The sequence below is a fragment of the Mucilaginibacter sp. 3215 genome, from assembly GCF_050433785.1.
Taxonomy (GTDB): domain Bacteria; phylum Bacteroidota; class Bacteroidia; order Sphingobacteriales; family Sphingobacteriaceae; genus Mucilaginibacter.
Window position 1 is genome coordinate 177,630 of record NZ_JBNPWO010000003.1, and the last position, 24,948, is coordinate 202,577.

At 43.1% G+C, this 24,948-nt stretch carries 23 protein-coding genes; 16 read left to right on the forward strand and 7 right to left on the reverse strand.

Annotated elements, in window-relative coordinates; translation table 11 throughout:
* Positions 1-130 precede the first annotated feature (130 nt).
* A complete protein-coding gene (locus ABIC84_RS07285; protein ID WP_429263148.1) occupies positions 131-1,228 on the reverse strand; it encodes a hypothetical protein in 1,098 nt (365 codons plus the stop codon).
* 271 nt (positions 1,229-1,499) lie between these two features.
* Here ABIC84_RS07285 and ABIC84_RS07290 point away from each other — a divergent pair, with 271 nt between their 5' ends.
* From ABIC84_RS07290 to ABIC84_RS07320, 7 genes are all read left to right on the forward strand, one after another.
* Entirely contained in the window at positions 1,500-4,592 is a 3,093-nt protein-coding gene (locus ABIC84_RS07290) for a tetratricopeptide repeat protein (RefSeq protein WP_426580834.1), read from the forward strand.
* Between the two features lie 27 nt (positions 4,593-4,619).
* Positions 4,620-6,491 carry a hypothetical protein gene (locus ABIC84_RS07295; RefSeq protein WP_426580836.1) on the forward strand — a complete coding sequence of 624 codons (1,872 nt, stop codon included), beginning with the start codon at positions 4,620-4,622 and terminating at the stop codon, positions 6,489-6,491.
* A 40-nt stretch (positions 6,492-6,531) separates the two neighbouring features.
* Complete coding sequence (locus ABIC84_RS07300) at positions 6,532-7,599, forward strand: SPOR domain-containing protein (protein WP_426580838.1); 1,068 nt, start codon at positions 6,532-6,534, stop codon at positions 7,597-7,599.
* Positions 7,596-8,309: a MotA/TolQ/ExbB proton channel family protein gene (locus ABIC84_RS07305; protein ID WP_090523416.1), complete on the forward strand. Its 714-nt coding sequence runs from the start codon at positions 7,596-7,598 to the stop codon at positions 8,307-8,309. Before ABIC84_RS07300 ends, ABIC84_RS07305 begins: the two co-directional genes overlap by 4 nt.
* Positions 8,306-8,707, forward strand: a complete 402-nt coding sequence (locus tag ABIC84_RS07310; RefSeq protein ID WP_090523411.1) for an ExbD/TolR family protein — start codon at positions 8,306-8,308, stop codon at positions 8,705-8,707. Before ABIC84_RS07305 ends, ABIC84_RS07310 begins: the two co-directional genes overlap by 4 nt.
* 250 nt (positions 8,708-8,957) lie before the next feature.
* Complete coding sequence (locus tag ABIC84_RS07315) at positions 8,958-9,776, forward strand: energy transducer TonB (RefSeq protein ID WP_090523406.1); 819 nt, start codon at positions 8,958-8,960, stop codon at positions 9,774-9,776.
* A gap of 133 nt (positions 9,777-9,909) precedes the next feature.
* Complete coding sequence (locus tag ABIC84_RS07320; protein WP_429263149.1) at positions 9,910-11,262, forward strand: bifunctional folylpolyglutamate synthase/dihydrofolate synthase; 1,353 nt, start codon at positions 9,910-9,912, stop codon at positions 11,260-11,262.
* A 133-nt stretch (positions 11,263-11,395) separates the two neighbouring features.
* Here ABIC84_RS07320 and ABIC84_RS07325 read toward each other — a convergent pair whose 3' ends face one another.
* Positions 11,396-11,887, reverse strand: coding sequence for a lipocalin-like domain-containing protein (locus ABIC84_RS07325; protein ID WP_429263150.1), 492 nt, complete (start codon positions 11,885-11,887; stop codon positions 11,396-11,398).
* Between the two features lie 106 nt (positions 11,888-11,993).
* Between ABIC84_RS07325 and ABIC84_RS07330 the strand changes: the two genes are divergently transcribed.
* The 3 genes from ABIC84_RS07330 to ABIC84_RS07340 all read left to right on the forward strand — a co-directional run bounded on the left by ABIC84_RS07330 (position 11,994) and on the right by ABIC84_RS07340 (position 14,508).
* Positions 11,994-12,341: a winged helix-turn-helix transcriptional regulator gene (locus ABIC84_RS07330; protein WP_429263151.1), complete on the forward strand. Its 348-nt coding sequence runs from the start codon at positions 11,994-11,996 to the stop codon at positions 12,339-12,341.
* An 80-nt stretch (positions 12,342-12,421) separates the two neighbouring features.
* Positions 12,422-13,414 carry an L-glyceraldehyde 3-phosphate reductase gene (gene mgrA / locus ABIC84_RS07335; protein ID WP_429263152.1) on the forward strand — a complete coding sequence of 331 codons (993 nt, stop codon included), beginning with the start codon at positions 12,422-12,424 and terminating at the stop codon, positions 13,412-13,414.
* 122 nt (positions 13,415-13,536) lie between these two features.
* The gene (locus ABIC84_RS07340; RefSeq protein ID WP_429263153.1) at positions 13,537-14,508 is read left to right on the forward strand and encodes a Gfo/Idh/MocA family protein; all 972 of its coding nucleotides are present in this window, start codon (positions 13,537-13,539) and stop codon (positions 14,506-14,508) included.
* An 87-nt stretch (positions 14,509-14,595) separates the two neighbouring features.
* Here ABIC84_RS07340 and ABIC84_RS07345 read toward each other — a convergent pair whose 3' ends face one another.
* Positions 14,596-14,772: a DUF6496 domain-containing protein gene (locus ABIC84_RS07345; protein ID WP_167516215.1), complete on the reverse strand. Its 177-nt coding sequence runs from the start codon at positions 14,770-14,772 to the stop codon at positions 14,596-14,598.
* Positions 14,773-15,098: 326 nt separating this feature from the next.
* On the opposite strand from ABIC84_RS07345, the gene ABIC84_RS07350 reads away from it, so the two are divergent.
* The 4 genes from ABIC84_RS07350 (at position 15,099) to ABIC84_RS07365 (ending at position 19,358) form a co-directional block, all read left to right on the forward strand.
* Positions 15,099-16,193 carry an AI-2E family transporter gene (locus ABIC84_RS07350; RefSeq protein ID WP_426580852.1) on the forward strand — a complete coding sequence of 365 codons (1,095 nt, stop codon included), beginning with the start codon at positions 15,099-15,101 and terminating at the stop codon, positions 16,191-16,193.
* Positions 16,194-16,542: 349 nt separating this feature from the next.
* Positions 16,543-17,505 carry an MBL fold metallo-hydrolase gene (locus ABIC84_RS07355; RefSeq protein ID WP_429263154.1) on the forward strand — a complete coding sequence of 321 codons (963 nt, stop codon included), beginning with the start codon at positions 16,543-16,545 and terminating at the stop codon, positions 17,503-17,505.
* An 18-nt stretch (positions 17,506-17,523) separates the two neighbouring features.
* Complete coding sequence (locus ABIC84_RS07360; RefSeq protein WP_426580856.1) at positions 17,524-18,408, forward strand: alpha/beta hydrolase; 885 nt, start codon at positions 17,524-17,526, stop codon at positions 18,406-18,408.
* 62 nt (positions 18,409-18,470) lie between these two features.
* Positions 18,471-19,358: an alpha/beta hydrolase gene (locus ABIC84_RS07365; RefSeq protein WP_429263155.1), complete on the forward strand. Its 888-nt coding sequence runs from the start codon at positions 18,471-18,473 to the stop codon at positions 19,356-19,358.
* Positions 19,359-19,661: 303 nt separating this feature from the next.
* Here ABIC84_RS07365 and ABIC84_RS07370 read toward each other — a convergent pair whose 3' ends face one another.
* Together ABIC84_RS07370 and ABIC84_RS07375 are read right to left on the reverse strand one after the other, a co-directional pair.
* Positions 19,662-20,195, reverse strand: coding sequence for a hypothetical protein (locus ABIC84_RS07370; RefSeq protein WP_429263156.1), 534 nt, complete (start codon positions 20,193-20,195; stop codon positions 19,662-19,664).
* 97 nt (positions 20,196-20,292) lie between these two features.
* Positions 20,293-20,829 carry a GNAT family N-acetyltransferase gene (locus ABIC84_RS07375; protein WP_429263157.1) on the reverse strand — a complete coding sequence of 179 codons (537 nt, stop codon included), beginning with the start codon at positions 20,827-20,829 and terminating at the stop codon, positions 20,293-20,295.
* A gap of 204 nt (positions 20,830-21,033) precedes the next feature.
* Between ABIC84_RS07375 and ABIC84_RS07380 the strand changes: the two genes are divergently transcribed.
* Both ABIC84_RS07380 and ABIC84_RS07385 read left to right on the forward strand, forming a co-directional pair.
* Positions 21,034-22,104: an NADH:flavin oxidoreductase/NADH oxidase gene (locus ABIC84_RS07380; protein ID WP_429263158.1), complete on the forward strand. Its 1,071-nt coding sequence runs from the start codon at positions 21,034-21,036 to the stop codon at positions 22,102-22,104.
* Between the two features lie 114 nt (positions 22,105-22,218).
* Positions 22,219-22,638 carry an OsmC family peroxiredoxin gene (locus ABIC84_RS07385; protein ID WP_354481211.1) on the forward strand — a complete coding sequence of 140 codons (420 nt, stop codon included), beginning with the start codon at positions 22,219-22,221 and terminating at the stop codon, positions 22,636-22,638.
* 151 nt (positions 22,639-22,789) lie between these two features.
* Here the strand turns inward: ABIC84_RS07385 and ABIC84_RS07390 are convergent, their stop codons facing one another.
* Together ABIC84_RS07390 and ABIC84_RS07395 are read right to left on the reverse strand one after the other, a co-directional pair.
* Complete coding sequence (locus ABIC84_RS07390; protein WP_426580865.1) at positions 22,790-23,155, reverse strand: hypothetical protein; 366 nt, start codon at positions 23,153-23,155, stop codon at positions 22,790-22,792.
* A 205-nt stretch (positions 23,156-23,360) separates the two neighbouring features.
* Positions 23,361-24,947 (reverse strand): AGE family epimerase/isomerase, encoded by a 1,587-nt coding sequence (locus ABIC84_RS07395; protein WP_429263159.1) that lies wholly within the window; start codon positions 24,945-24,947, stop codon positions 23,361-23,363.
* Between the last annotated feature and the right edge of the window lies 1 nt (position 24,948).

The window sequence follows — 24,948 nt, forward strand, 5'->3', positions numbered from 1 at the left end:
AACATAAGAAAAATAAGTCCTGCACAGCATAAGGATGTATTATGCCATGTAACATTATGCTGACATCCACGAATTTAAATTCATATATATGCTATTATCCCCCGGGCTCGGGCGTGTTGAGTCTCTTGTCTTAATCTCTTAAAAATCCATCTATTTTCATATTCCATTCCTGTTGGTAGTATTGGTTTGTACCGTGACTGGTTTCGTTATCATACTGATCTTGTAGCTGGTTCATTTCACGGTACGAGTCAAGGTATTGTACATTAATATAGCCATCATAGTTATCAACCGGGAGTTTCATAGTCATAAGGGCCTTCTTAAAATGCCGGGCTACTATCGCTACAATATCAAAATGCCGCTGCTCATGATTTAGAGCATAGCCTGTACGTCCTTCCGGTTTTACCCAGGCGGCACTTTTAGGCAAAAACACGCGCATGCTTATCTTCACTACCACTATCGACTTCACTACTTCTACCTGTTCTGTGTAACCAAAACTTGGCTGCACCTCGGCAACATATTTTTCGCCCCGGGCTTTATCCTGAAAGTCATTCCAGGTTAAAGGCCGTTTAGCCGAGTAGTAGATGGTATCGCCTTCCGGCTGTTCCGAATAATCGGTAAAGATTAATTTTACTCCCTTAGCCAGTTTGATATTAGTGCCCGCTTCACGATTCATCCATCTGTTAAAATACACCAGTCCTGCTTCAAGGGCCCGGCTTATCAGCACCCCGGTATCGTACTGTTGCCCCGCGCCGCGATAGTATGTTGTAGCTGCCGGGTAATCGATCAAATGCACATTGTCCTCAGCTTTTTTCAATTCAAACCATAATTGTATCTCCAGCCGGCCTTCTATCCTGCCATCGGCCATTGCCGTTTCAGTAAGCTTTAACTTCTTAATGCGGATGACCACCGGGCGTAACATCTTATTAACAGGGATAGCATAATCAGCAAATTGTTTAACAGCTGTTGCTGTGCCTCCCTGTAAATCAACTTCATGTTTTACTGCCGGCAAATTACCTGTGGCTGATAATAACCAGGCGACGGCACTCCGGTCGGGCCGTTCATCAGTAACATTTGCGATATAAAATTCGTTCGGTTTATCATTTAACTGCCTGTTTGTTAAAACAATTTCGGCATTTGTTTTTTGTGCTTTTGAATTTAACGGACAAAACACCAACATGTACAAAATAACCGGCAACCACACCCCCCCTCTGTTAAGAACGCTATTCATAATGGGTAAAAATAATGGATGGGGCACGCCGCCCCCAGGGTATTATAATGCTCAAAATACAAATAAATTGCACTGTTTAACGTGTAATTATTATTTTTGATTATTCATAGCCGGCACCACGGCAGTACTCAACAATTTTAAAGTTTTCCACATGGATATTATCTTAAGTATTACCTTCGTTAAAAGAAGTGTTATCCACAATTGTTAATTTCTAATGTGAAAAGCCTCTTTTTGGTTTAGCTATTTTCGCACTATCGTTAGTATGCGCTTTATGATCAAAACAAGATACATCACCCTGCTCATTCCCGTATTTTTAGTTACAACAGCACGAGCCCAGCAAAATCCTTCCACTCAAATTTACCGCACTTATCACGCGGCTATTGATTTGATGGACAAAGGAAAATTTGCTTCGGCGGCCGAACAATTTCGCCTGGTTGAAGCTTACAAAATTAAAACAAGCACCCAGCCACAGTTTGAAACTGAGCTATCGCTCACTAAAGAAAACTGCCAGTATTATGAAGCATTCTGCGCCCTTAACCTGGGCAATGATGATGCCGAAAGCATGTTTCTCCGTTTTATAAAAGAACACCCTGAAAATCCGCTTACCAAACAGGCTTTTTTCCAGATTGGTAAATCGTATTTTAAACAAGGTAAATATGAAGACGCTATCCGCTGGTTTAACAAGGTTGAGGCAGGCGAGCTTAACGGCCATGACAATACCGAGTATAAATTCCGTAAGGGGTATGCCTATTTTGAGTTAAAAGACTACAAAAATGCCCAATTGCTTTTTGGCGAGGTTAAAAACAAACGCACCGAGTTTACCGAAGATGCTACTTATTATTTTGCCTACATCGCTTACCTGAACAAGGATTATCATCTTGCCCTGGTAAATTTTGAAAAGCTTAAAAATTCTAAGAAATACGAAAACAGCTATCCTTACTATATCTCGGCAGTTTACTTTTTAGATAAGCGTTATGACGATGTGCTCAACTACGCCGTTCCTATTGTAAACAGCACACATCAGCAAAACGAAACTGAAATGCTGCGCATCATCGCTGCATCATACTTTGCCAAGGCTGATTATGACAACGCGGTTAAGTACTATGGCCGTTTTGAAGACCGGGATCAGGGCCGTACCCAAAACACGCAGGACAGCTACCAGATGGGTTATACCTATTATAAGGTAGGCAACTATGCCAAAGCTGCCAGCGAACTGGAAAAATTGGTTGAACAGCACGATGTTTACAGCCAAAGCGGTAACTATACCCTGGGCGATGTGTTCCTGAAAATGAACAATAAACAGAGTGCCCGTAACGCTTTCCTCAATGCCTCCAAGCTTGATTATGATAAGCAATTACAAGAGGATGCCCTTTATGAGTACGCCAAACTATCATACGAGCTCGACTTTAACCTGCAGGCTTTAGGTGCCACAAGGTTATACCTGGCTACATACCCACGTTCAAAACGTATTGACGAGGTTAAGGTATTATTGGGTGAAGAATTACTAAACTCACGCAGCTATAAAGAAGCTGTGGAGATCCTGGAGCCCATCCCTAATAAAAGCCAGAGTGCACGTTTAGCTTATCAAAAAGTTACTTACTACCGGGGATTGGAATTTTATAACGAGCGTGCATTTGAGAATGCGATTGGTATCTTCCTGCGTTCGCTGAAAGATCCGGTTGATAGCAAAACTGAAGCCTTAACTACTTACTGGATGGCAGAGGCCATGTTCGAGGTTCGTAAATACGGCGAATCGGTAGAGAATTTCGAGAAATTCCTGAGCATGCCCGAGGCTAAGGAAACTGATGTAGCCAATTATGCCAACTATGCTTTGGCTTACGCGGCCTTTGGCGACGAGCAGTACAAAAAAGCAGCCAATTACTTCGAGAAGTTTTTACAAGGCGATGTAAAAGACGCCAACACCCAGAATGATGCCATCACCCGCCTTGCCGATAGCTATTTTGTGATGAAGAGTTACGGCAGTGCGATGACCTACTATAACCGCATCATAGCCATGCACAATCAGGGCGAAGATTATGCGTTGTTTCAACGTGGTATGATCCAGGGTTTACAGGGTTCATTGGATACCAAGATCAGTACATTGAATGATGTACTGAACAAATTCCCTAACTCTGATTATGCAGATGACGCTTCATTCGAGATAGCTTATACCTACTTCCTGAAAACAGACGGTGATAAAGCCAAAGCCGATCTGCAGGCCATGATCCAGAAATATCCGCGCAGCAGCTATGTGCCACGCGCACTGGTTACTATCGGTTTGATTGATTACAACGCGGGCAACGATGACCTTGCTATTGAATCATTCAAAAAAGTAGTACAGGATTACTCGTCAACCGATGAGGCCAAACAATCTTTAAAACAGATCGAAAAGATCTACACTGATAAAGGTGACGCCCAAACATTTATTAACTATGCAGGCACCACCCCTATCGGTAATTATACCACCTCCGATCAGGAAAGCATCATGATCACCGCAGCCAACAACCTTTACCTTAAAGGCGACTGGCAGGGTACTGTGAGCGCGGTGAACGCTTATTTTGATAAGTTCCCGGGCAAACAGATTTACGAAAAACAGGCACGCTTTATCCGCGCGCAAGGCTTAGCAGCCTTGGGCCGCACAGACGAAGCCGTGGTTGATTATAACGTGATCCTGAACGACTGGACCAGCGCCTACAGTGAAAAAGCGTTGATCAGCATGGCTAAATTATACATGCAGCAAAAGAAATATAACGAAGCGGTGGTGTTCCTGAAACGTTTGGAAACCAATTCAGAATATAAAGCTGATTATACCTTCGCCATTACTAACCTGATGTACTGCTATTCGGAAATGCAAATGACCGATGATGCCATCAAATACGCCGAGCTGGTTAAAACAAATGATAAAACATCGCAGGAGGACAAGTTTAAAACCGGTTTATACGAAGGCAAGGCTTATCTTTCAACCGGCGATACTACCCTGGCTGTTAAACAGTTCACCTATACTGCAACAAACACCAAAACCGTTGCCGCGGCAGAAGCCCGTTATAACCTCGCACTTATTGAGTATGAAAAAGGACGATACAAAACAGCGCAAAAAATGTGTTTTGATTTAGCCAAGGAAATGCCAAACTACGATTACTGGGTGGCCAAAACATACATTTTGTTATCAGATACCTATGTGGGCTTAAAAGATACCTTCCAGGCCAAAGCAACCCTGCAAAGTATCATTGATAACTATAAAGCCGATGACGACATATTACCTACTGCTAAAGAGAAGCTGGATAAACTGAGCGGCCGCAAAACCAAAGCCCCTGCCACAGGCACCAAAGAAACTGCCCAGCCCGATACAACTAACAAACAGTAACAAAGAGTAATATAAAAAAGACAAGCAATGAACTCAAGATACACATATACGCTGCTTACCTTAATAATAGCATTATACTTTGTTCCTGCCCAGGCACAAACAAAGAAATCTACCAAAAAAGCAACAGTAAAAACTGCAACTAAAAAGCCTGCCGCCAAACCGGCACCAAAAAAGGCCGCGCCCAAACCTGTAACTAAAAAAGCTACCGACAGCAAAAGCTTGGGCGATGCCGCTGCAAAAACAGCGCAGGATACTACTAAGAAGGGCGGCGGCAATAATCCCAACAACGCTGCCAATGGTGGTAGCTTATCAGAAGAAATTGTAGTGACCACTGCTTATAAACCAGTACTGGCCGATGCAGTAAAGATCCGTCGTAACCCCGATTTAGAAGATAAAGTGCCCTTTAAAGCACCTCTAACCTATGCGCCGCTTGATAAACGCCAGGAGCAAAACTCCGAGATCAGGCAGCTTGACCCAATGAAAAGGCCGGCAGAACAGGATTCTGTTTTAACCAACAACTTTGCTAAAGTTGGTTTCGGCAACCTGAAAACCATTTATGGCGAAGGCTATTTTGCCAACGGTCGGGATGAGGCTTTACAATTTGGCGGTTTCATAAAACATTTGTCGCAATCTGGCTCACTGCAAAAACAAACCCAAAGCCGCGATGACGTTGGTGTTTTCGGTAAAAGTATCATTGGCGATAACAATATCTCAGGCCGCATCAACTACAATCGTTTAGGTACCTATTTTTACGGTTACAACCAGGATGCTCCCGACATCAATTTTGTGCCGACAAAACAGCACTTCAATACAATAAGCGGCGAGGTTGAACTGGCAAAGAATTACAAAGACGTTGAAAACGACTTTACCTATGCTGTAAAGTTAAAAGGATACGCATTTAGCAATGCTTACCAGGCACGTGAAAACAATGTAGTTATTTCAGGCTTTCTAAATCAAACTGTTAAGCAGTTTTATGCAGGCTTAAGCGCTTCGTTAGACCTGGCCAGTCAAAAAGACAGTCTATACAGTCTTGGTAATAACATTGCAAGGGTTAACCCCTACATCAAATTTCAGGGTACTAACTACAAGATAGACGCGGGAATTAACATTGTGAAAGAGTTTGGCGACTTTGGCAAGTTTTACATTTTCCCGGCAGCAAAGCTTGAGGTACAGGTGGTACCTAAATATGTACGGCTGTTTGTGGAAGCCAAAGGTGATGTTAACCGCTCTTCACTGCACGATTTTGCCATGATCAATCCATTCCTTGGCCAAAACATCAACATCAAAAACTCGGTTGATCAGCTGGATATCAGTGCTGGTTTAAAAGGCACGCTTGCTCCGGGCTTAAGCTTCAAAGCTGCCGTGTACCGCAACAGCATTAAAAACATGCCTTTAATGGTGAGTAACTTCAACGCCGAGGGCAACAAATTCGCTGTTATTTATGATGATGGCAAAACACGCGTAAACGGTTTTAACGGCGAGCTGGATTTTAAAGCAACAGACGATTTTAACATTTTCGGTCGCGTTGAAATAAAAGACTATCAAATGGCTAAAGAAAGTGAGCCATGGAATTTGCCCAAATTTTTGTTAACTGCTGGTACAGCTATACATATCGACAGCAAATTGACTGTTACAGGCTCATTACTTATCCGCGGCTCAACAACCGACAGGTTATTGGTATTGGCACCAACATCTACCCCGGGAAGCCCGGTTTACAACCAGATTAAACAGCCTATTAAGGGCTTTGGCGATCTGAGCGGCAGCGTAGAATACAGGATAAACAGCAAGTTTTCGGTATTTGCGCAGGCTAATAATATCCTGAGCAGTTCGTATCAAAATTGGTTATACTACCCTAACTACGGATTTAATATCTTTGGCGGCGTAGGGTACTCGTTTTAAGCCCTGTTTGATGTTTTAAAATTAACCGTATTTTTACCGGATGGATATAGCCAATTATTTAAGCGAACTACTCGGTCGGTACACCGAAATAAGTGTACCTGGCTTGGGCTGCTTTTCGCGCCTGCGTGTAAATGGCTATTATGATGATGTACAGGCAACTTTTTATCCGCCCGGTTATGAACTGCATTTTGACCAGGAGATTAAAGACGATGAGATCCTGACACGCCATATCGCCGAAAAGAAAAAAATCTCGCTGGCATCATCCAAATATTTCACCGAAAAATACATTAACAGCCTTAAGCAGGAACTGGCGCTGCATGAAGTACCTTTTGCCCAATTAGGCTGGTTTTACATGCAGGAAGGCAAAATCGCTTTCAGGCCGCAGGAACAGCCGCCGGGCAGCGATCCTTTGTTTTTTGGCCTTACTCCGGTAACCATTAACAAGGTTAATTATGTGCCCCCTACACCACCGCCGCCGCCCTTGCCTACGGCCATCCCTTTACAGCAAACCTATACACCTCCGCCGACAGCCGCAGTCGTTGTTGAGCAGCCTGAGTATATTGATGATGAACCCGAAGTTAAGCGTGGTATCAGTATTTGGGTTATAATAGTAATTGCAGTGGTTGTACTTGCCGCAGCAGCTTTTGGCGTATATAAATATAACCCCGCACTATTACATCTTAACAATGGCAGCCCTGAAGAACAACCAAAGGTTGAAAAGCCCAAAGCTGCTCCCGTAATTAAGCCGGATAGTATCCAAAAGGATTCCGCTCCAACTGTTGCTGATACGACAAAGACAATTTCTAAACCTGTTGAAGCGTTAAATAAACCGACAGCTAAAACAGATACCGTAGCACAGCCTGAGTTTGCGATATTTTTAGGATCGTTTAAAACCCTAACCAAAAGCAATGAGGCCGTTAAAGATTATAAAAGCAAGGGAATTGACGCCCGCCTGCTGAAAGGACCAGGAACCGGTCCGCGGATCAAGATCATAATTGGAGGGTTTTCCTCATCTGGGGAAGCAGAAGCCGTGAGAAAAAAACTCATATCACAAGGAAAAATAACTAAAGACACATACTCAAAACAAATTACTGATTCCACGAAATGACTTTATTATTAATTCAGCAAATTACAGATACCGCCAAACACCTGGCAGATACCGCAAACCACGCCGTAACAACCGCAGCACTGCCAACTGAAGAACTTCGCTTTGGCGACCTGTTGATCAAGGGTGGCTGGGTAATGATCCCGATAGGTATTTTAGCTGTACTGGGGCTGGTAATATTTTTTGAACGTTACTTTACTATCCGTAAAGCATCTCGTGATGAATCAAACCTGATGGTACAGGTACGTTCAAGTATCCACTCGGGCAATTTGGAATCGGCCATTGCTATTTGCCGTAACAATAACACGCCGCTTGGGCGCATGCTGCAAAAAGGTTTATTGCGCATTGGTCGCCCTATAAAAGATATCGAAGGGGCTATTGAAAACGTTGGTAAACTGGAAGTATCCAAACTGGAAAAAAATATTGGAATTTTAGGTATCGTAGCCGGTATAGCGCCGATGTTTGGTTTCCTGGGTACCATTGCCGGTGTAATCAAAATCTTTTATGATATCTCCAAAACCGATAACATCAGCATGGGTGTAATCTCTGGCGGTTTATATGTAAAAATGGTAACATCAGCCGCAGGTTTGTTTGTAGGTATCGTAGCTTATGTGTGCTACCACATTTTAAATATGATGGTTGATAAGGTGATCCTGAAGCTGGAAACCGATGCCATTGAATTTATTGACCTGTTAGAGGAGCCGAGCAAATGAATTTAAGAAAACGACACAGGGGCGCATCGGCAGAGGTACATACATCGGCAATGAACGATATTATGTTTTTCCTGCTGCTGTTTTTCCTTATAGCCTCAACAGTTACCAACCCTAACGTTATTAAGCTGGTGTTGCCTAAATCATCAACAGGGCAGTCGGTATCTAAAAAAACCATAACCGTTTCAGTAACCAAAGACCTGAAGTACTACGTAGATAAAAAAGAGATCCCGGTGGATGCTTTGCAAACTACGCTGGCGGGTTACAAAACCCTGGCTACCGAACTTACCATAGTTTTATATGTTGATAAAACTGTAGCTATACAGGATGTGGTACAAGTGATGGACGTGGCACAAAAGTTGAACATTAAACTGGTTTTGGCGACAGAACCTAAGGGATAACAGTGGCAGTTGCAGTTTAAAGTTTATAGTAGATTATTGCAGTAAGTTACTGTAATCGTTTAAACAAACTGCCACTCTTTTTAAAAGTAGCAGTTTTAAGTAGCAGTTGCAGTTTCAAGGAAGCAGTTTATCTGCTTGATTTTTTTAACTTTTGCAGCTGGTATTGCTACTGCAAAGTGCCACTGCTACTAAAAACTGCCACTGCAACTAAGAAAATACTGCTAATTAAAAAATTGCACTAATTATAAAAATGGAGTACAGGGAAGAAAATAACTATCCGAAAGCATTTATAGCAACAGGCATTATTATGGCTGTGCTGATAGCGGCATGTTATTTTATTGTATTCAAAAATCCGCCAGTTGAAGAGAACGGAACAGGCGGCATATTGGTAAACTACGGTACGGTTGATGAAGGTATGGGCGATGATTACATGAGCACCGAAGAACCTTCTGTTGCCGAAAAAGCCAATCACACCAAACCGGACAAGGTTACCGAAAGTAAACCCACCGAAGAAAAACCAACGCCCGAAAGCAGCGAAAAAACGGTAGTTACCCAAAATAACGAGGATGCCCCAGAAGTGGCCGCGCCTACTAAAAAACCAAGTCAAAATGTTGCCCCTACTCCACCGGTAAAAACACCGCCGGCAAAACCTACCGTTAACCAAAATGCTTTGTACAAAGGCAAAGCATCAACCGGTACCGGTGAAGGCGATGGCACAGGCAAAACTCCGGGCAATCAGGGTAAAACCACAGGCACAACGCTCACCAATAACTATAACGGAACAGGATCCGGCAATGGCGGTAGCCTGAATATGGCACAGCGTAACTTTGTGAGCCGACCCTCTGTAAGTGACGACAACCGTCAAAGCGGTAAAATTGTAGTTGATATCCGGGTTGACAAAGATGGCAACGTTACGTATGCCCGTGCCGGTGCCCGTGGTACCACCATATCAGATGCCGGCTTGCTTCAAAAATGCGAAGATGCTGTAAAAAACTCCAAACTTAACCCGCTTGATAATGCCCCCGATCAGCAACAGGGTACCGTTGTTTTTGTGTTTAAGGTAAATTGATTTCTTAGTCCATTGTCGATGGATGATAGACCATAGCATTTATCTGTTAACTTACGGTAAATTGGATCGACCATGATTATGCACTATGACGCATAAACCATAAGTTTGCGGTAAAATCCATTGACCATCAACTATGGACTATGGACCATGGACTATGGACTATAATCAAACCCTCCAATACCTCTACACCCAGCTCCCTATGTTTACACGGGACGGGGCTTCCGCATTTAAGAAAGACCTTACCAATACGCTCGAGCTTTGCAGGCGGTTGGATAATCCTCACCATAAATTTAGAAGTGTGCACATAGGCGGCACTAATGGCAAAGGATCAACATCGCACATGCTGGCGGCCATTTTACAAACAGCGGGTTACAAAACAGGGCTTTATACTTCACCCCATCTCAAAGATTTTCGCGAGCGGATCCGCATTAACGGACAAATGATCAGCGAGCAAACCGTAATTGACTTTGTTGAAGCTCATAGGGCCGATTTTGATGAAATAGCCCCCTCCTTTTTTGAGATGACCGTTGCACTTGCCTTTGATGTTTTCGCCAAAGAAAAGGTGGATATCGCCGTTATCGAGGTGGGTTTGGGCGGTCGGCTGGATTCAACCAATGTGATCACCCCATTGCTCTCGGTAATTACAAATATAGGCTGGGATCACATGAACATGCTTGGCAATACCCTGCAACTGATAGCCGGCGAAAAGGCAGGCATCATCAAACCGGGCATCCCGGTAATCATTGGTGAACAACAACCGGAGGTATCAAACGTGTTTATCGATAAAGCTGCGCAAACTAACAGCAACATTCGGTTTGCATCAGGAGAGTGGACGATTTCAAGTCCGGAAGCCGGGAAGTCCGAAAGTCGGAAAGAAAACGAAGGGCTACTTAAAATTAGCGCAAAACGAAACCCATTGGGCCATACCTCTTCCGGACTTTCGGACTTTCGGACTTTCGGACTCGACCTAACAGGTAGCTATCAGCTTAAAAATGTAAAAACCGTTTTATCCGCCGTTGATGAATTACGCGAGCAAGGCTTTGCAATTACCGATGAGCATCTCGAAACAGCCTTAAAGCAAGTCAAAAATCTCACCGGCTTACATGGCCGCTGGGAAACCTTAAGCCATAACCCGCTTACTATTTGCGATACCGGGCATAACCCCGATGGCATTGAGGAAGTGATGAAAAATATTGCATCTGTTAAATACAATCACCTGCATATGGTTATCGGGATGGTAAATGATAAAGACACCGGCAAAGTGTTATCGCTGCTGCCCAAAGATGCTACTTATTATTTCTGCAAACCAGACATTCCACGAGGCCTGGACGCTGAAATCATGAAAGCACAGGCTGGGGCTCATGGTTTAATTGGTGAAGCCTACCTTTCTGTAAAAGAGGCATTGCTATCAGCACAAAAAAATTCAGCTAATGATGATCTTGTTTTTGTGGGCGGCAGCACTTTTGTGGTGGCTGAGGTTGTCTGAATCAGCATTTACAGAATTTTAGGATTTTCGAAATTTTGATGTAGAAATAGGCGAGGTTTCCTGTTACTTCAAACCCTTTAAATCTAGGCTTGAAGTAAAACATCCTGTTAATTCTTAATCCTGTAAATTCTGATTAAGACAGTTTCTTCCAAACCACCTCTCCCATTACCGCTCCTCCGGTAGTTGGCGCAGGTACAGTGTACTTAAAAATATCGCCCGAAATTGTAAAGGGGCGTTTTTGCTGTGTGCCCTCCCAGTTTGGGAACGATGCATGTTCGATATTGAAAATGATATTATTCCCTTCAACTTTATAGGTACCGTAATGAGCATTACATCCTTTTATCGCGGCTCTGTTCTCATCATCGGTACCCTTAGCTTTATCTCCCGATGCAAACTTTAGCCGGTTTTCGCTATAGATCTGTAAAGCGTAATGCCCCATAGCATCAATTACAAGGATCCCCTTCGGCGAATCACCGTAAAGATGGGTTCGGCTGCCGTCGGCAGCAATATTATCAACTGTTACCAATTCATAGGTTCCGGTCAAATTATAAACAGAGGGTTTGTTCTGTGCCGATGCCGTACATATGGTAACCAGCATCAGGATCAAAAGCGATTTATATTTCATGAAGCAAAGTTATATTTGCTATATTCCATTAGCAATAAGGCACAAAAAAGTAGCCTGATTACTAAAAAGTTACCATGCTGTAAATCAGTTATATTATTTTTAATTGATGGATAAAAAATCAAAACACGAAGCCCCAAAATGCGGTATCGACTACGCTTTTCAGCGAATAGGCGGCAAATATAAAGGTCGCATACTGTGGCGTTTACGCAATGGTACCATGCGTTATGGCGAGTTACGGCGCTCTGTAACAGGCGTAACCTCTAAAATGCTTACCCAGGCCCTGCGTGAGCTGGAAGATGATCGCCTCATCCTTCGGCAGGTGCATGTTGAAGTACCTCCAAGGGTTGAATATACTCTTACCGATACAGGCCGGGAATTACTTCCTTTTTTACAATTACTACGCGATTGGGCCAAACATCAGATGCAGGTTAATGATATAGTAGCCATGCCATAATTTAATTTCAGTAAAGTCAAAAATACCTTTATTAATCTGCCTAAAGTTCTATTTTTACGGCCCGATCCTTACCTAAAAATATGACATATATAGCATCTGCCGATAGGTATCAAACAATGCAATATCGCCGCTGTGGTAACAGTGGCATCAAGCTTCCGGCTATTTCATTAGGCCTTTGGCATAATTTCGGTCATGTTGACGTTGCCGATAATTACCGCAAAATATTACATCTCGCTTTCGACAGCGGCATTACCCATTTTGACCTGGCCAACAATTATGGCCCGCCTCCCGGCTCGGCCGAAGAGAATTTTGGAAAGATCCTGAAGGAAGATTTCCGCGATTACCGCGACGAACTTATTATATCAAGTAAAGCCGGTTACACTATGTGGCCGGGCCCATATGGTGACTGGGGCTCGAAGAAATACCTGGTAGCCAGTCTTGATCAAAGCCTTAAACGCATGGGGCTTGATTACGTGGATATTTTTTACCACCATCGCCCCGATCCAAACACGCCGCTTGAGGAAAGCATGGCTGCGTTGGACCTCATTGTTCGCCAGGGAAAAGCTTTGTATGTTGGTGTTTCCAACTATCCGGCAGAGCTGGCCTCGAAAGCTATCAAAATACTCAAAGAGCTTGGCACACCGTGCCTTATTCATCAGCCCAAATATTCCATGTTTGAACGTTGGGTTGAAGGCGGTCTGCTGAATGTTTTAGGTAACGAAGGCGTAGGCTGTATCCCCTTTTCACCACTGGCGCAAGGTTTATTGACGGATAAATACCTTCATGGCGTCCCCGAAGATTCAAGGGCTGCTCGACCAACCGGTTTCCTTCAAAAAAGTCACATCACCGACGAACGCCTGAACCAGATCAGGGATTTAAACAGTTTGGCAATACAACGGGGACAGTCGCTGGCCCAAATGGCACTGGCCTGGATCCTGAAAGATGAGCGCGTAACATCTGTATTGATAGGCGCAAGCAGGCCCGAACAATTATCCGATTCATTAAAAGCTTTGGATAACCTGCGGTTTTCGGCAGAGGAGTTAGCAAGGATAGAAGAAATTTTGGCCCCCTAACCCCCTAAAGGGGGAACTATGGTGGAGCGCCAATTTCTATTCTTTTCGACAAGTAATTTTAATATCTTTCCTTAAATAAAAATTAAAGTCTCCCCTTTAGGGGAGATTTAGAAGGGCTAACAATGATAAACTGGGGTATTATAGGCTGCGGCAACGTAACTGAAAAAAAGAGCGGGCCTGCATTTAAAAAAGTGGTGGGAAGTAACCTTGCGGCAGTTATGCGCCGCGATGCAGAAAAAGCGGCCGATTATGCTGCACGCCATAGTGTAGGCAAATGGTACAGCGATGCCAGTGAATTACTGAACGACCAGGAACTAAACGCGATCTACATAGCCACCCCTCCCGCATCCCATCTTGATTATGCACTTACCGCATTAAAAAAAGGGTTAAACGTTTATGTCGAGAAACCGGTAACGCGCAATTCGGCCGAAGCAAGGGCTATGGCGGAGGCAGTAAATGAAAGCAATTCAAAACTTACAGTTGCCCATTATCGCCGGGCTTTACCTATGTTTTTAAAGGTTAAAGAATTGATTGATAACCAGCTGATTGGCGAAATCCGTACTGTACAGATCAGGATGTGGCAAAGCCGCAAACCAACTTTGATTGCCGATGTGGAAACCAACTGGCGTGTACAGCCCGAATTATCAGGCGGCGGCTACTTCCATGATCTTGCCCCGCATCAGCTCGATTTGATGCTGTATTATTTCGGCGAGCCTGAAATGTATCATGGTTTTTCGCTCAATCAATCAAACTCAACACCTGCCGACGATCATGTTTGCGGGCAGATCCTATTTAAAAATAAAGTAGTAGTTAACGGTTCCTGGTGTTTTAATGTAGCCGAAAGTGAAACCACCGATACCTGTGAGATCATCGGCACAAAAGGAAAAATCACCTTCCCGTTTTTTGGCAATTACATCAATTGGAAAACTGATAGTGAAGAAGACACCATAACTTTCACTCATCCCGAACATATCCAGCAGCCTTTCATAACCAAAATAGTAGCTTACTTTAATGGCGAAGGGCCCAACCCCTGCCCCATTGAAGAAGCTGTGACGCTGATGGATATCATAGACGCGTTTACATTAAAAAAATAAAAGAATCAGGCCAAAACCTGTCGAAGTATGGTGTTTAAATTCATCAGACTTCGACAGGTGCCGAAATTTTTTTCCGGTTATAATATATTAACTTTTCTTCTTCGGCACTTTGGCTCCCTCTTTCCTGGCTTCGGACAGTCCTATAGCTACCGCCTGCTTTTTACTGGTTACTTTTTTGCCGCTGCCGCTTTTCAGCTTGCCTTCCTTCATTTCGTGCATGGTTTTCTCAACCTTCTCTCCGGCTTTTTCTGAATACTTTGCCATAATGTTACTTTTTAAGTAAATAATAATATTACAATGCAAAATATTTGCCAAAACATAAAATCAGTAGTAGTTTTTTAATAGTAGCAGCGACAATTTTAGTAGCAGTTACTGAGCAGCAGTGCAGCATATGGTAGCAGTTTTAACGACTGTAATAGCAAGTACACCAAACCGCTCCTGCTGCTACTTAAAACGCAACTGCTACTCAATCCGGCATGATTTAAACGTTTATTAATTTTCACCCGATCTGTTCCCGATTATTACTTATCTTCAAACTTCTGAAGTAATTACGCGTTAAGCCATCATAAATACCCCTACATTTGCCCCATATGCCAACAAAAAAACTCATCGCTCCATTTTATGAACGCCTTGCTTTAGTACTTATTGGTTTTATGGCCCTTGGCTACCTGATTATTATGGGTAAAGATCTGCTTGATCCCATGATCTTTGGTTTTATATTTGCCATACTGTTGCTTCCCGTTTGTAATTTCCTTGAAAATAAACTCAGGTTGCCCCGCAGCATGGCGTCGCTGGTTTCTATATTATTGTTGGTTGGGGTTGTCGGAGGGATCCTCTACCTGGTAGGGTCACAGATCTCAAACATGGCTAACGACTGGCCGATGCTTCAAAAGCAAGTAAAACAATCAATACAGGACTTGCAGCAATGGGTTCAACATGCTTTTCATGTTAACACTGCCAAGCAAATGGCCTATGTTGATGACACCGCCAAAAAACTCATGGAGTCGGGCACTGATGTACTGGGCACTACTTTCGGGGCCATCTCATCGCTTATGCTGTTTTATGTGTTCATCATGATCTTCACCTTTTTTATACTGTTATACAGGCGTTTACTCATCCGTTTTATGGTATGGGTTTTTAGAGATGAAAACGAGCACGTGGTAATGGATATTGTTGAAAATATTCAAAGTATTTTGAGGCAATATATATTGGGGCTACTGTTAGAAATGGTGATTGTTGCCGGTGTAGCCATTACTGTTTTTTGGATGATAGGTATAAAATATGCCGCTTTGCTGGGTATTATAGTTGGTCTTTTCAATATTATTCCATACCTCGGGATCTTCACTGCCTTGCTTTTAAGTACTGTTATAACTTTTGCTACAGGCAGTATCAGCAACACTGTAGCGGTGGCTGTTAGTGTTATAGGCATTCACGCAGTTGATGCCAATTTTTTGCTGCCCACTATAGTTGGTTCAAAGGTTAGGCTCAATGCCCTCATCTCTTTTATAGGCATTATTTTAGGCGAAATGATCTGGGGCCTTTCGGGCATGTTCCTTTCTATTCCTGTTATTGCCATATTCAAGATCATATTTGACCGCATTGAAACACTTAAACCGTGGGGGTATTTGTTAGGTGGCGATTATGAATATAAAAAACCTGCTGCGAAGGCCATGAAAACAGAATAAATTCTCAAAAAAAGGCAAACCTAAACCTGTAAACTTTCGTTTAAATATACTGAACTTTAATTTTGCAGAAACTATTGCTCCCCCCTAACAATGGAAATTGTAAGAGATACACCACGTGCTATTTACAGGTGTAAAAAATGTAATGAGCCTTTAAAAACCAGGCGTAGGCGTAGCCTTGCATTAAAAATCACCCTGTTTTGGCTTCCTGTTCGCAAATTTTTTTGTGAACGATGCCTTAAAACCCGTTATGTAATGTAACTGTTCATAAAAACAGGCGGCATTTTACTTTAATTATTTATGCATATCCTTAATTTAGTAGCGTAGCATACTAAAGCTAAATCTGCCTAAAATGAACCTCAAGTATAAATTACTGCCATTTTTATATATTTTCCTTTTCCCTGTAATTTTGGCTGCTCAAACTCCAAAGGTTTCGACTTTCAGGCTGGTACCCTTAGGTGTACTGGGGGGTATTGATGAAAGCAACCTATCGGCCTATATGCTTGCACCCAAAGGCAGCAACAACTATATCTGCCTTGATGCAGGCACAATACATTACGGCATTGAAAAAGCTGTAACGTGTAAAAGCTTTAAGGTGCCCGCCAATACTGTGCTCAGGCAATATATTAAAGGCTATTTTATATCCCATTCACATCTTGACCATATCGCCGGGCTCATCATTAACTCACCCGAGGACAGCACCAAAAGCATCTATGCACTTAATGATTGCATTGAAACCATAAAAACGCACTATTTTACCTGGAAAAGCTGGGCCAATTTTGCTGACCAGGGCGAAACACCAGCACTGAAAAAATATCACTATAAAGTACTGGAACCCGGTACCGAAACAGCTATCGAAAATACTGACTTTAAGGTCCGGGCTTTCCCGCTCAGTCATTCCAATTTAACCAGTACTGCTTTTTTGGTGAATAGCAATAACAATTATTTGCTTTATTTAGGTGATACCGGCCCCGATGAGATAGAAAAAAGCAGCAACATGCAAAACCTGTGGCAGGCCGCTGCTCCGCTGGTAAAAAGTAAAAAATTAAAGGCTATTTTAATAGAGGTATCTTTCCCTAATGAGCAGCCAGATAAAACATTGTTCGGTCACCTTACGCCAAAATGGTTAATGGCCGAGATGGATAAACTGGCTTCGTTTACCGGCACAGATGCTATAAAAGGCTTAAACATTGTAATAACTCATTTAAAGCCGCCAATGACCAGCATCAGCAAAATCAAAACTCAGTTAAAAGCTGCCAATAAATTACAGCTAAACCTGATATATCCGCAACAGGGGAAGGCCCTTAATTTTTAAACCTGAAACATCCATACCATGAAAATACTTAAACCTGTTTTTTTATTCCTGTTGCTGGTAAACGGCTTCAATTCATTTGCGCAACAAGGCAAGGTACTTGAAGAGCAAAGCCTCAAAAGCAAAATTTTAAAGCGCAATGTAAATTATGCGGTTTATCTACCTCCGGATTATGAAACGGCTAACCGCACCTACCCTGTAGTTTACCTCCTGCACGGCTATACCGACAACCATACCGGCTGGCTGCAATTTGGCGAGGTTAATCGCTATGCGGATAAAGCTATTAGCGATGGCACTATCCCGCCCATGATCATTGTAATGCCAAATGCCGATTCGAGCTGGTACATCAACTCTTATGACGGTAAGGAAAAATATGAAGACTTTTTCATCAAAGAGTTTATGCCTTATATTGAAAAGGCATTGCGCATCAAGGCCGAAAAAAAATACCGGGGCATTGCAGGCCTTTCAATGGGCGGTTACGGAACGCTGATCTATACACTTAAACACCCCGATCTGTTTGCAGCCGGTGCAGCCTTAAGCGCCGCTGTATTTCCCGACGATCAGCTTGTAAGCACTCCTGATGATACTTATGAAAAAATATTTGCGCAGCTTTATGGCCGGGGTTTAAAGGGAAGAGACAGGGTTAACAATGCATGGCAAAGTAATTCGGTTTTAAACCTGGTGCAAACCAAAACTACCGATGAGCTAAAATCTGTAAGGTACTGGATAGATTGCGGCGACGACGACTTTCTGAGCAAAGGCAACTGCCTGCTGCATATCGCCCTTACCGAAAAAAATGTACCGCATGAATTTCGTATGCGCGATGGTGCCCACACCTGGACCTACTGGCGCACAGGGATCACCAACGCACTGCAATTTATTGGTGATAGTTTCAGGCAAAAGTAGCAGATGCGCTTATTTCAAATATGCGGATGTGCAAATGACGATTTAATTGAATGAATTAGAATATGAGTACTATAAAAAGGGGTTTGCTGGTTTGTTTATTGCTGATTTCGGCAAATGTATTTGCGCAAACTACCGGCAAGGTGATTGAAGAGCAATATATAAAAAGCGATATTTTAAATCATAATGTAAAATACGCAGTATACCTCCCTGCCGACTATGAAACATCAAACCGCACCTACCCTGTAGTATACCTGCTGCATGGTTATGGGGATGACCATACCGGCTGGCTGCAATTTGGTGAAGTTAACCGCTATGCCGATAAAGCTATTGCCGATGGTACCATTCCACCGATGATCATTGTAATGCCTGATGGGGGCACAAGCTTCTTTATCAATGCATACAAGTACAAACTAAACTATGAGGACTTCTTTTTCAAGGAGTTTATACCATCTATCGAAAAAGAATACCGTATAAAAGGTACTAAACAATACCGCGGCGTGGCGGGCTTATCCATGGGAGGCTTTGGTACACTGATATACAGCCTTAAACATCCCGATATGTTCTCGGCAGCAGCGGCTTTGAGTGCTGCGGTACGTAATGATGATGACTTTATGGCGATACCCGACGAGCGCTGGAAGGATGTATATAGCAAGGTATTCGGCCCGGATCTTAAAGGAAAAGAACGCCTTAATGCTACCTGGCAGGCTAACTCCATACTGGGATTGGTACAAAGCAAAACAACCGATGATCTGAAAAATGTGCGCTACTGGATAGATTGCGGTGATGATGACGCACTAAGCAAAGGGAACAGCCTGCTGCATATAGCCCTTACAGAAAAGAAAGTGCCACACGAATTCCGCATCCGCGACGGAGCCCACAACTGGACCTACTGGCGCACCGGCATCACCGATGCATTAGCATTTATTGGTGATAGCTTTAGGCAAAAGTAGGACGTAGGAATATAATAAAATAGCTATTAAATCCTGAGGCTTCTGAAGATTGTTTCGGCCCCCCACAGGTCAGTCAACGCTTTGATCAGCACGCCCGGAGGCATAACGAGTGCGGTGTTGAAGCAAGTTACCCATGGCAACTTAAAAAATGGGTGTCATAATGAGCCCGTCGAAGTATGGCGGGCAAGCCTCTGCACACGAGTCTTCGACAGGCTCAGACTGACAGGCCCTCTTTTGTCGTTTCACCTTCAGAGGCCCCTGGATTTAATCACTCAGCATTACTCTGGATGGAGTAATTTGGCGCTAATCACTCAAAATATCTTCACATTTCTCTTTCAAAACCTTCAAACGGTTATTCAGTTCGGTCAACCCGGCATCATTACCAATGTTCTTATAAAGCGTTTTTATCAGGGCTAAAGTATTGTCGTCAGCATCGCAGGCCTGTGCCTTCTCCAATTGAGGCAGGGCTTTTTTGACAGCCTTAATGTATTCGGCATCTGTAGATGGTGTATTCAAAGGCTTATCCGCATCGGGGATATTTTTGAGATACAAGTATCCCAAAGCCCGGTGGGCCACATAATAATCAGGTTCGGCAGCAACTACGCGCTCATATAAGGGTATCGCATTTACACTTTGATTGTCATCTTCATAAAGCCTGGCCAGTGAATTGAAAAAATTGATCTTAACTTTGGCTGATAGTCTGGCCGTATCCCGCATAATTTGCCGGGATAATTCCATTGCCTTATCCTGTTCACCCTGCAAACGCGCCAAATTAAAGTCGAGGTATTTGTTGTAGGTATCTTCAGCAGTTTGGGCCTGTGTTAAGGTAACAGCCATTAATAAGATTATTACCGTCAGTATTTTCCTGGGCATGATTGCGGGCTTGGTTCTGAGCTATAACGCTGAAAGGGAGTGTTTAATATGAAAACCAAAACTATAAAACCTTAAACATTTTAACCAAAGGCAATACCACCCCATCAGGCATCGGCTGACCTATATTTTCCATGGCTTTGTATCCCATAGCTTCGTAAAGCGGCACACCAGGCAACGTAGCTCCTAATTGCAGGCTCTTAAAGCCGTTGTTTTGTGCAGCAGTTTCGCAAACCTTTATGATATAACTACCTATACCCCTCCGGGCATAGTCCGGATGAACAAAGAAAGCCCTGATCCTGGCAGCATCATGATTGGGATCAAGCAATGGGTCTTCAATTTCTTTATGCTGATCGCCACCGTAAAGTGTATTGCGTTTGCTCCAGCCGCCACAGCCTACGGTAACGCCGTTTATTTCGGCTACATAATAAGTACCATCGGTAACCAATTGGGTATCCACTCCAAAAATGTACTTAATAGCACTTTCAATTTGCTGCTGATTATAATAATTAGTGCTTAATCCACGAACAGAAAGAGCGATTAGCCCCTGCAATTCGGGGATATCATTAAAAGTTGCTAAGCGGGTTGTAATGGCAGACATGGTGGTAAATGTAACGTTTTAGTAAATAGCACAACCTGCACTATTAAAGAATGACCTTATTCTGAAAATTGAATAATTCTGTAATTCTGATTCGGACAATTCCGCCTGGCACAAAACGCTTCTTTCCTCTCACTGCAATATCATTTTACAAAAACAGTACATACACACTGCTTGTTAGTACGCATATTTGCAAAAACAAAAAACATGTCTACACTATTCTCTCCCCTTAAAATAAAAAACATCGAACTAAAAAACCGCATCGTAGTATCGCCTATGTGCGAGTATTCAAGCCAGGATGGTTTTGCCAACGACTGGCACCTGGTACACCTTGGTAGCTTTGCTACAGGCGGTGCGGGATTAATCATTACCGAAGCCGCCGCAGTATCACCCGAAGGCCGCATTACCTTTGCCGACCTGGGTTTGTATAAAGACGAACATGTTGAAAAACTAAAACAGATTACTGATTTTATAAAGGCTCAGGGCGCTGTTCCGGGTACCCAGCTGGCGCATGCAGGACGTAAGTCAAGTCACCAGGAACCATGGAACGGCGGTAAACAGGTCCCTGCCGATCAGCCAAACGGTTGGCAAAGTGTTTCGGCAAGTGCCATTTCTTTTTTTGAAAATGAAGAACCACCCATAGCTTTAGATAAAGCGGGCATTGAAAAAGTAAAAGCCGATTTCAAAGCCGCTGCTAAACGGGCTGTTGATGCCGGCTTTCAAGTGATAGAATTGCATGGTGCACACGGATACCTGATCAATCAATTTCTTTCACCGTTCAGTAACCAACGTACAGACGAATATGGCGGAAGCTTTGAAAACCGCATTCGTTTACTCCTCGAAATAATTGAAAGTGTTAAGGAAGTTTGGCCTGAAGAGAACCTACTGTTTGTACGGATTTCGGCAACCGAATGGGTAGAAGGCGGCTGGACGGCCGGAGATTCCGTTGCATTAGCCAATATTTTAAAAGGAAAAGGTGTTGATTTGATTGACTGTTCAACAGGCGGAAACATACCAAATGTTAAAATCCCGTTAACACCAGGTTATCAAGTTGAATTTGCCGAAAAAGTTAAAAAAGAAAGCGGTATACTTACAGGTACGGTAGGTTTGATCACCAAATCGGAACAGGCTAACGAAATTATAGAAAACGAACGTGCCGATCTTGTGTTTTTTGCAAGGGAAATGCTTCGTGATCCACATTTTGCCCTGCGCGCTGCACATGAGCTTGGCCACGAAATAAAGTGGCCTGTTCAGTATGAACGCGCTAAATGGCATTGATTGGTTAATGGCTAATAGTTCATGGTTCATAGCAGTACCTGAAACTATTTCCTAAACTAATCCAACCATCAACAATGAACCATAAACTATGAATTAATATAAAAACCACACGCTATGAAACGTACAGCAAACGCCCATTGGAACGGTACATTACAGGCAGGCCAGGGAGAGATCACTACCCAAAGCACTGTATTAAACAAAACCCAGTATTCATTTAAAACCCGCTTTGCCGATGGCATCGGCACTAACCCCGAAGAGTTATTAGCTGCTGCTCATGCAGGCTGCTTTACTATGGCTGTTGGCGCTGCTTTAACCCAGGCAGGCTTTACTCCTAATGATTTAACTACCGATGCAATTCTTGACCTTGATATGCAAGCCTTAGAGGTTACAGGCATCCATTTAGAAATAAAAGGATCAGCAATTGATGGTGTTTCTGAACAGCAATTCAAAGAAATTGCCGAAGGCGCCAAAGCTAACTGCATTATTTCAAAAGCGCTGAGCGTACCAATTACTTTGAGTGTTACTTACGCTTAATTACATTTTACAAAATACAAAAGGGGGATTGTGCTGTGCACAATCCCCCTTTTGTTGACTCATCCCTTATCCACTCCTTTTTAAAACAACAAAGCCGCCGGCAAACCGGCGACTTTTCAGCACATATTAAATCAGGGGTCAATAAGCTATATTACAGCATAAATACAAGCAACATGGTAATATGGACCAGAACGCTGAACGCGAAAAAACCAAGCAGTGTACGGATACCGGAGCCGCCCATACCGGCTATGATGTTGGCAAAGAATAACACAAGAGTTACTACCAGTACTACTATCGGAGCATTGTAATAATACAGCAGGAAAGCAGGTACAGGTAAAAAGAGCACACCTTGTGAAACAAGTGAAAACATGAACCAAACTGTTTTATTAGGTGCCTGGCTATCGGCAAAGGCCATTAACTTATTCCAGGTATTGTTGCCGGCTTTAGTATTGGCGGTGTTAACGGTATTGGTATTTGCAGTGGCCCATTCAGGAGCATTTATTTTTAAAGTTGCCATGATTGTTATCTTTTAATGATACAAAGATGGCTGATACAGCTTACCTGTAACATGACCATGGTGTGTTAAAAAGATGATCGTGGTCACTTTCAAAAGCTGAAGGCTGAAAGCAAAAAGCGAAAGTGCATCCTAATAAAAACCGGATCAAGACATTTGAACATCAACCAACTCACAATAACATTGCCATAAGCCATTGATTACTAAATTAAAAAGCTTTATTCAAAGCAGACTGATTACCCGCCAAATCAACCGCTCTCACTGTTAACTTGCCTTTACCCCCCAAACTCCTGTCCACCACAAAATAATTTAACGGCGTAAAACCTATCCGTTTGCCATTATTGTAAATATTATAGCCCAGCACCCGCTTATTATCCTTAGATACCCGCCATTTTATAGTACCGGTAGCTTTAACCAGTTTTACCTGCTTTGGTGCGGTGGGTGGTATTTTATCCGAGTCAAGTTGCATCACGCAGTTCATCAGCGCGCGGAAAGTGTGATAAGTTCCCTTCCAGATCTGGCCTTTGAGAGCGGTTTTGTATTGGGGTTGTTTATCTATACCCCCCTGGTACCAGTCGCCGTGTTCATGGTCAATGAGGTAGGTTTGCGTATATTGCCACAGGGTTTTAAACTTTTCAAAGTACTGGTGCTTATCCTGCGGATACCTGGCGGCCATAATGAGCAGCGTGTTGAGTCCTTCGGCCTGCGCCCACCAGTTCTTGGTATCCTCAGTAATGGTAAGTCCGGGCTTATCTTTAAAGTAATAGCCCTCATCGTAAAAACCGCCCACTTTATTATCCCAGCCATTATCCAACGCATCATCAACCATTTTTTTGCCCACCTGCAAGGTTTTGACATCCCCTTCAATACTTAAAGCAAGTGAAGCTTCGAGCATCAGATAAGCCGTTTCTACATTGTGCCCGTACGAAATATGATCAAGGCTATGATGCTGCTTATAAACGGCAAGGGTAGAATCGTGGTAAGATACCGGTGTCAAATCGGGTTGAAAAAACAGGATAAGATTTCCCTTATCATTAGTGATCTTATCACGCACCAGCATTAACATTTCTTTCAGGCGGGTTTTAAGCAATTCATCCGGCCACACGCTGTATAATTCAGTAAACGCCTCCAGCAGATGGATGGATGAGTTTTGATCTTTATAACCCGTTTCGGCAGTAGATTTTATGGTTGCATCCCTCACAATTGGTGTTCCATCACGCTGCATATGCTGATAGTATCCCTTATAAACCGGATCGTGAGCGTGTTTTTCCAACCACCAAAAACATTGCTTAGCCAAATTTAATGCGCTGGTATCGCCCGAGGCCTGGTAATATGCTGCAAGCGCGTAAATTGCAAAAGAATTACCATAAGCTTCTTTAGGAGCAAAACCACCCTGTTTGGGTTTGCCTTGTCTATCCGTAAAAATGTAAAAACCCCCGTATTGCTTATCCCACAATTTATCCCGCAAAAACTCATAGCCATGGCGGGCCCCCTCTATATAATATTTTTTTGCGGGGAAAAGCTCAGCAGCTTTGCTGTTGCTCCAAACGTGGCGCGCCTGGGTCACTATCATTTTATCCTGGTTACCTGTTGGCTTGAAATCATAGGTGAAAGCACTTAAAAAGCCACCATCGGCAGTATCAATAGCGGCCGGGTACCAGGGCTTAAGCAGTTCATCAACCATGGATATTTGCATTTCATGGGCTATCTTTTGCTTTTCGCTCTGATTATTTTGGGCAAATACAATCGACACGGCGCTGGTTAAAGCCGATAGCAAATTGATCTTCAATTTCATA

Coding starts and splice junctions, on each gene's coding strand:
- ABIC84_RS07390 (WP_426580865.1), bottom strand. CDS start 23,155: ATGGCAACTTTAAAAATAAATGCTCCTGAATGGGCCACTGCAAATACC.
- ABIC84_RS07380 (WP_429263158.1), top strand. CDS start 21,034: ATGTCTACACTATTCTCTCCCCTTAAAATAAAAAACATCGAACTAAAA.
- ABIC84_RS07385 (WP_354481211.1), top strand. CDS start 22,219: ATGAAACGTACAGCAAACGCCCATTGGAACGGTACATTACAGGCAGGC.
- ABIC84_RS07300 (WP_426580838.1), top strand. CDS start 6,532: ATGGATATAGCCAATTATTTAAGCGAACTACTCGGTCGGTACACCGAA.
- ABIC84_RS07395 (WP_429263159.1), bottom strand. CDS start 24,947: ATGAAATTGAAGATCAATTTGCTATCGGCTTTAACCAGCGCCGTGTCG.
- ABIC84_RS07355 (WP_429263154.1), top strand. CDS start 16,543: ATGAACCTCAAGTATAAATTACTGCCATTTTTATATATTTTCCTTTTC.
- ABIC84_RS07305 (WP_090523416.1), top strand. CDS start 7,596: ATGACTTTATTATTAATTCAGCAAATTACAGATACCGCCAAACACCTG.
- ABIC84_RS07375 (WP_429263157.1), bottom strand. CDS start 20,829: ATGTCTGCCATTACAACCCGCTTAGCAACTTTTAATGATATCCCCGAA.
- ABIC84_RS07325 (WP_429263150.1), bottom strand. CDS start 11,887: ATGAAATATAAATCGCTTTTGATCCTGATGCTGGTTACCATATGTACG.
- ABIC84_RS07370 (WP_429263156.1), bottom strand. CDS start 20,195: ATGGCTGTTACCTTAACACAGGCCCAAACTGCTGAAGATACCTACAAC.
- ABIC84_RS07365 (WP_429263155.1), top strand. CDS start 18,471: ATGAGTACTATAAAAAGGGGTTTGCTGGTTTGTTTATTGCTGATTTCG.
- ABIC84_RS07315 (WP_090523406.1), top strand. CDS start 8,958: ATGGAGTACAGGGAAGAAAATAACTATCCGAAAGCATTTATAGCAACA.
- ABIC84_RS07340 (WP_429263153.1), top strand. CDS start 13,537: ATGATAAACTGGGGTATTATAGGCTGCGGCAACGTAACTGAAAAAAAG.
- ABIC84_RS07320 (WP_429263149.1), top strand. CDS start 9,910: ATGGACTATGGACCATGGACTATGGACTATAATCAAACCCTCCAATAC.
- ABIC84_RS07295 (WP_426580836.1), top strand. CDS start 4,620: ATGAACTCAAGATACACATATACGCTGCTTACCTTAATAATAGCATTA.
- ABIC84_RS07330 (WP_429263151.1), top strand. CDS start 11,994: ATGGATAAAAAATCAAAACACGAAGCCCCAAAATGCGGTATCGACTAC.
- ABIC84_RS07345 (WP_167516215.1), bottom strand. CDS start 14,772: ATGGCAAAGTATTCAGAAAAAGCCGGAGAGAAGGTTGAGAAAACCATG.
- ABIC84_RS07290 (WP_426580834.1), top strand. CDS start 1,500: ATGATCAAAACAAGATACATCACCCTGCTCATTCCCGTATTTTTAGTT.
- ABIC84_RS07360 (WP_426580856.1), top strand. CDS start 17,524: ATGAAAATACTTAAACCTGTTTTTTTATTCCTGTTGCTGGTAAACGGC.
- ABIC84_RS07310 (WP_090523411.1), top strand. CDS start 8,306: ATGAATTTAAGAAAACGACACAGGGGCGCATCGGCAGAGGTACATACA.
- ABIC84_RS07285 (WP_429263148.1), bottom strand. CDS start 1,228: ATGAATAGCGTTCTTAACAGAGGGGGGGTGTGGTTGCCGGTTATTTTG.
- mgrA (WP_429263152.1), top strand. CDS start 12,422: ATGACATATATAGCATCTGCCGATAGGTATCAAACAATGCAATATCGC.
- ABIC84_RS07350 (WP_426580852.1), top strand. CDS start 15,099: ATGCCAACAAAAAAACTCATCGCTCCATTTTATGAACGCCTTGCTTTA.